A 6,156-nucleotide genomic window follows, 5' to 3' on the forward strand; every position below is an offset into this window, starting at 1 on the left:
CACCGGTCCGGCCCCTCAGGCCTCCGGTCCGGGCAGGTCGGCCAGCCGCTCCAGTAGTGCGCCCGCCAGGGCCAGCACGCCCCGCTCGGTCTCGCCGAGGGACCCGAGCGCGGTGGCCAGCCAGGCGTCGCGGTCGGCCATGTCCCGCTCCAGCGCCCGCCGCCCCTGAGCCGTGAGCGTCAGCACCGACCGGCGCCGGTCCTCCGTGCCCGGCTCCCGTGCGATCAGCCCCTCCGTCTCCAGTTCCGCGAAGACCCGGGTGAGCGACTGGGGCCGCTGCCGCTCGGCCGCCGCGATCTCTCCGGGGGTCGCCGAGCCGTGCCGGTGCAGATGCCCGAGGACGGCGAGCTGATTGGGGCTGAGGCTCCCGTCCCCGCGCTCCTGACGCAGCCGACGGTTCAGCCGTACGACACCGCGTCGGATGCGGGCGGCTTCGGAGAGGTCGTCCATGACCGGAATCATAAGCCAACCCTTACTACTTGTGCGGCGGACTTCCTCGTACCATCGAGTGAGTGACCGCCAAACTAATACGCAACGCGTACGAAGCGGCGCTGACGATGACGGCCGTGCTGCTCTGCTGGGCCGCCGCCCTCCGCCTGGAGGGCGCCGCCGGACTGCACACGGACTCCGTCGTCCTCGCGGTCGCCCTGACCCTCACCCTCGCCAGAAGCGGGCGGACGGCCGACACCCGCGAACGGCTCACCGCCCTCGTCCTGCTCCCCGCCGTCGCCGCGGTCTGCGCGCTGGTCGGCCATCTGATCGCCGCGCACTACGCGGTGGGCGCCGCCGTCTTCACCGCCGGGATCTCGCTGCCCATCTGGATCCGCCGCCACGGCCCCGTCGCCACCAGGGCGGGCACGCTGATGACCCTGCCGTTCGTCGCTCTCCTCGTCGTCCCCGGCCCGGCACTGCCGTCCGAGGCGCAGGGCGCGCTGGTGAGCTGGGCCTGGTCGGCGCTGATCGGGGTGCTGGCCTGCGGCTGCGTCTGGCTGGTGCAGGCACTCGCCGACCGGTACGGCCCCTGGCCCGCCGAACCCGCAACCGCTCCCGCCCCACGGCGCCCGTCCCGGCTCCGCCCCCGCCCCAGCACCCGGATGGCCGTGCAGATGGCGGTGGCCGTCGCGGCCGCCTTCGCCCTCGGCCGGCTCCTCTTCGACCACCACTGGCCGTGGGCGGTGCTCACCGCGTTCGTCGTCGGGAGCGGCAACCGCGGCCGAACCGACGTACTGCGCAAGGGAGTCGAGCGCTTCGCCGGAGCCTGCGCGGGCACGCTGCTGGCCACCGGCGTGGCGGCGCTGGGAATCACCGGGCACACCGCGGTGGCCGTCATGTTCGCGGTCCTGGCCGTGGCCCTGTGGCTGCGGCCCCTCAACTACGCCTACTGGGCCGCCGGCATGACCACCGCCCTGTCCCTCCTGCTCGGCTACTTCGGCCAGGACGCGAGCAGCCTGCTGCCCAACCGCCTGGCCGCGATCGCCGTCGGCGCCGCCCTGTCCGTCGCCGTGGCCTGGTGGCTGCTGCCGGTCCCGAAGCGCCTTACGACGATCGCGGCACGACCAGTCCCGACTCGTACGCCATGACCACCGCCTGCGTGCGGTCCCGCAGCCCCAGCTTGGACAGGACCCGGCTGACATGCGTCTTCACCGTCTCCTCCCCGACGCGCAGCCGCTGAGCCACCTCCGGGTTGGACAGCCCCTCCGCGAGCAGCCGCAGTACCTCCGTCTCGCGCCGGGTGAGCAGGGAGAGGGCCGCGTCCGGTGCGGGTGCCCTCGGGCGCAGCCGGGCGAACTCGGCGATCAGCCGCCGTGTGATCGCGGGCGCGAGCAGCGCCTCCCCGGCGGCCACGACCCGCACCGCGTCGAACAGCCGCTCCGCCGTCACGTCCTTCAGCAGGAACCCGCCGGCCCCCGCCGCGAGCGCGTCGTACACGTGCTCGTCGAGGTCGAAGGTGGTCAGGATCAGCACCCGCGGCGCGTCCGGGCCGGACAGCGCGGCGGTCGCCCGGATACCCACTAGGACAGTTTTTGTCCTAGTGCCTGCCTACGCTGGCCTCATGACCCCTGCTCCCAGCGCCTCTCACCCCTTCGCCTTCGAGACCGCGGTCGACCTGGACGCCTGGCTGGAGGTTCACCCCGCTCCCCATCCCGGCCTGTGGATCAAGGTCGGCAAGAAGGGCTCCGGCCTCGCCTCCGTCACCGCCGCCGAGGTCAACGACGTCGCCCTCTGCCACGGGTGGATCACGGGGCAGCGCAAGGGGCTCGACGCCTCGTGCTACCTGCAGAAGATCACTCCGCGTCGGTCGGGCAGCCTCTGGTCGATGGTGAACGTACGGCGGGTGGAGGAACTGACTGAGGAGGGGCGGATGCGGCCGAGCGGCATCGCCGAGGTCGAAGCCGCCAAGGCGGACGGGCGGTGGGGCGCGGCGTACGAGTCGCAGAAGGGAGCCGCCGTACCCGAGGAACTTGTTGCCGCGCTTCAGGACGACCACCGCGCGCGGGCTGCGTTCGAAGCGCTCGGCAGGACCGATCGGTACCTCACCATGCTCGGCGTGCTGCGCGCCCGGACCCCGGAGAGCCAGGCCGTCCAGGTGGCGGCCGCTGTCGTGAAGTTGCGGGTGCGCGAGCGCCCGCCCTTCGACACGGGGGAGTGAAGGGCGGGCGCGCTCACGGGCGTGAGTGGTCGGGGGCCGCCGTTTCAGGCCGCCCGGTGCCGGAGGCTCACGCGTTCTTGATCGCCGAGATGTCGAAGTTCAGCTTGATCTTGTCGGAGACGAGGACGCCACCGGTCTCCAGCGCGGCGTTCCAGGTGAGGCCCCACTCCGAGCGCAGGATCTCCGTCTTGCCCTCGAAGCCGACGCGCTCGTTGCCGAAGGGGTCCTTCGCGGAGCCGTTGAACTCCAGGTCGATGGAGAGCGGCTTGGTGACACCGAGGATCGAGAGGTCGCCGGTGACGCGGTAGTCGTCGCCGCCCAGGGCCTCCGCCTTGGTGGAGCGGAAGGTCATCGTCGGGAACTCGTCCGTCTTGAAGAAGTCCGACGACTTCAGGTGGCCGTCCCGGTCGGCGTTGCCCGTGTCGATGCTGTCCATCTTGACGTCGAGGGACGCGGTGGACTTCGCCGGGTCGGAACCGTCCAGGTGCAGCGAGCCCGAGAAATCGAGGAAGCCGCCCTTGACGTTGGTGACCATGGCGTGGCGGGCCACGAAGCCGATCGTGGTGTGGGCCGGGTCGATCGTGTACTCGCCGGTGAGCGCGGCCAGGTCCGGGTTCACGGCGGCCGGCGCGGCGGCGGGGGCGGCGGCGGACTCGGAGGTGTTCTTGCGGCCGAAGATGCCCATGACGTTGCTCCTTTGGGGACGGAGGTCTTGATGTTGAATGTTCAATGAGGTCAACACGGACGACCGTAGACCTATTCCGTTCAATGTTCAACATAGTCCAACGGCGTGTTTCCGCCAATACGGTGCGTCACGTGGTGACCGGGTGAAGGGTGTGGTGGTAGACGCCAAGGGCATGACCTCCACGCGCCGCGCCTTCCTCACCGCCGCCCTGCTCGCGAGTGCCCTGGCCCCGGGCACTCCGACCGCCCGCGCCACCGGCGCCGACCCCTACGCGGTCCTCCGCCACCGCTGGCTCGACATCGCCCTCGGTGCCGGCTACGACCCCGCCGCGGAGCCCTACGCCTCCCGTCTGGCCCAGACCGGCGAACTGGCCCGTGCCTTACGCGCCACCATGACCCCGACGGCCACCTCCCTGTGGCCGGGACACCCCTTCGACCCGCCCGCCGGCATCACCCGGAGCTACAGCCGCCTGTGGACGATGACCCAGGCCTACGCCCAGGCCGGCACCGGCTCGACGGACGACGAGGGCCTCCTCACGGACGTCCTGCGCGGCCTCGACCACCTCTCCGCCACGGTCTACAACCCCGCCACCACCCGCTACGGCAACTGGTGGGAATGGCAGATCGGCAGCCCCCGCCTGCTCATGGACATCACGGCCGCCCTGTACGACCACCTCGGCGACGCCCGCACCACCGCGGCCTGCGCGGCCGTCGACCACTTCATCCCGGACAGCGCGCTCACGGACTACTCCGGCACCTCCACCGGCGCCAACCGCGTCGACCTGTGCCGCTCCGTCGCCCTGCGCGGCGTCCTCGGCCGGGCCGGCGACCGCATCGCGCTCGCCCGGGACGCCCTGTCGCCCGTCTTCCCGTACGTGACCAAGGGGGACGGGCTGTACGCCGACGGCTCGTTCGTCCAGCACACCTGGGTCGCCTACTCCGGAACCTACGGACAGGTCATGCTCGACGGGCTCGGCCGGCTCTTCGCGCTTCTGGCCGGCTCCGCTTGGGAGGTCACCGACCCCGGCCGACGGAACGTCCTGGACAGCGTCGAGCGGGCCTACGCGCCGCTCATCCACGACGGGTTGGTGATGGACGGCGTCAACGGCCGGGCCATCAGCCGCGGTTACCTGGCCGACGACGATCTGCACGTCATGCGCAGCGACCACTACCACGGGCAGGCGCTCGTCGCGGCCGTCACGCTGCTCGCGGGCGGCGTCGACGAGGAGGAGCGGGAGCGCTGGTACGGCCGGATCAAGGGATGGATCCAACGGGACGACGTCACACCCATCCTGACCGGTCGTCAGTTCGCTGTCGCCGACCTCGCCCGGCTGCACGCCGTCGCCGACTCACCCGTACCGGCCGCCCCCGAGCCCGTCGGCCATCACCTCTTCGCCGCCATGGACCGCGCCGTGCACCGCCGCCCCGGATTCGTCGCCGCCCTCTCCATGAGCAGCGACCGGATCGCCCACTACGAGTGCGGCAACGGCGAGAACCCGCGCGGCTGGCACACCGGCGCCGGAATGCTCCAGTGGTGGGCCGAGGGCCCGAGCGATCAGTACACCGACTGGTTCTGGCCCACGGTGGACTGGTACCGGCTGCCGGGCACCACCGTCTCCACCCGACGCCTCGCCGACCGGGCCGGCGGCGAGTGGGGCGCGCCCAAGCCGGACGTGCGGTGGGTCGGCGGCACCACGGACGGGGAGTACGCGGCGGTCGGGCAGCATCTGAAGGGCCTCGGCTCCACGCTGGAGGCCCGCAAGTCGTGGTTCTGCCTCGCGGACGCCGTGATCTGCCTCGGCGCCGGGATCACCTGTGCCGACGGGGTGGCCGTCGAGACGGTCGTGGACAACCGCAACCTGGGGGAGGGCGGCACCCAGGCCTTCGTACGCGGCCGGTGCTGGGCCCACCTGGAGGGGCACGGTGGCTGGGTCCTGCCGTACGGCGGTGACCTGCGGGCCCTGCGCGAGGACCGCACCGGTGCCTGGTCGGACATCAACACCACGAGCACGGCGGAGCGGCGCACCCGGCTCTGGCAGACGCTGTGGCTCGACCACGGAACCGACCCCACCGACGCCGGCTACGCCTACGTCCTCCTCCCCGGCGCCTCCCGCCACGCCGTCGCCGCCCGCGCGGCCGACCGCCACTGGCTGTCCGTCCTCGCCAACGACGCCCGGGCGCAGGCGGTCGCGGTCCCGTCCCTCGGCCTGACTGCGGCCAACTTCTGGCAGGCCGGTACGGCAGGGCCCCTGGGGGCATCCGGGGGAGCGAGCGTGCTGGTCCGGCGGCACGGCCGTACGGCTACCCTCTGCGTCAGCGAGCCGCCGCGCACGGGCGCGCCGCTGGAGATCGTCTGGGACCGTCCCGTGCGCTCGGTGGTCCGGGCGGACGACACGGTCGAGGTACTGTCGGCAGGCGGCCGTTTGAGGCTCCGCGTCACTCCGGGGATGGCATGTGCCACACAAGAATGTGAGGTGGCTCTCCGGTGACGGCTTTGTGGCACCTCCACAACGCCGACGCCCTCTGAGCAGTCGGAAGGCCTGCATGTCGTCGAGGTTCTGTTCAGGGGTACCAGGAAAACGGGCCGGAGACTGTACGGAGTCGACGGCTCGCTTTCCTTGCTGTACTTCGTAAGGTCGCTACATGACCGTTGTGGAAGAGAAGACGGGCGAGCCGACCGGCGAGCCGACGGACGCGCGCGGGCGGGTCGCCGAGCTGCACGAGATTCGTGCGCAGGCGCTGGCGGGCCCCAGCGAGAAGGCGACCGAGGCGCAGCACGCCAAGGGCAAGCTGACGGCGCGGGAGCGGATCGAGCTGCTCCT

Annotated in this window: 5 protein-coding genes and 2 pseudogenes; 4 read left to right on the plus strand and 3 right to left on the minus strand. The window is 72.0% G+C overall.

The features are described from left to right. Positions 1–15: 15 nt before the first annotated feature. Positions 16–450 carry a MarR family winged helix-turn-helix transcriptional regulator gene (locus tag ACFY1J_RS39945; protein ID WP_390732941.1) on the minus strand — a complete coding sequence of 145 codons (435 nt, stop codon included), beginning with the start codon at positions 448–450 and terminating at the stop codon, positions 16–18. A gap of 62 nt (positions 451–512) precedes the next feature. On the opposite strand from ACFY1J_RS39945, the gene ACFY1J_RS39950 reads away from it, so the two are divergent. Next, entirely contained in the window at positions 513–1,580 is a 1,068-nt protein-coding gene (locus ACFY1J_RS39950) for an FUSC family protein (protein WP_390732942.1), read from the plus strand. Here the strand turns inward: ACFY1J_RS39950 and ACFY1J_RS39955 are convergent. Then, positions 1,537–2,016: pseudogene (locus ACFY1J_RS39955) on the minus strand (LuxR C-terminal-related transcriptional regulator); the annotation flags it as partial. The gene ACFY1J_RS39950 and the pseudogene ACFY1J_RS39955 sit on opposite strands and share 44 nt — an antisense overlap. A gap of 37 nt (positions 2,017–2,053) precedes the next feature. Between ACFY1J_RS39955 and ACFY1J_RS39960 the strand changes: the two are divergent. Continuing rightward, positions 2,054–2,650 (plus strand): YdeI family protein, encoded by a 597-nt coding sequence (locus ACFY1J_RS39960; RefSeq protein WP_390711920.1) that lies wholly within the window; start codon positions 2,054–2,056, stop codon positions 2,648–2,650. Positions 2,651–2,717: 67 nt separating this feature from the next. Here ACFY1J_RS39960 and ACFY1J_RS39965 read toward each other — a convergent pair whose 3' ends face one another. Further along, positions 2,718–3,335, minus strand: a complete 618-nt coding sequence (locus ACFY1J_RS39965) for a YceI family protein (RefSeq protein ID WP_390711919.1) — start codon at positions 3,333–3,335, stop codon at positions 2,718–2,720. Between the two features lie 172 nt (positions 3,336–3,507). Here ACFY1J_RS39965 and ACFY1J_RS39970 point away from each other — a divergent pair, with 172 nt between their 5' ends. Both ACFY1J_RS39970 and ACFY1J_RS39975 read left to right on the plus strand, forming a co-directional pair. Next, positions 3,508–5,823, plus strand: a complete 2,316-nt coding sequence (locus tag ACFY1J_RS39970; protein WP_390732944.1) for a polysaccharide lyase 8 family protein — start codon at positions 3,508–3,510, stop codon at positions 5,821–5,823. A 154-nt stretch (positions 5,824–5,977) separates the two neighbouring features. Continuing rightward, positions 5,978–6,156 (plus strand): annotated as a pseudogene (locus ACFY1J_RS39975) (methylmalonyl-CoA carboxyltransferase); the annotation flags it as partial.

This window comes from Streptomyces sp. NPDC001406 (assembly GCF_042895285.1).
Lineage (GTDB): Bacteria > Actinomycetota > Actinomycetes > Streptomycetales > Streptomycetaceae > Streptomyces.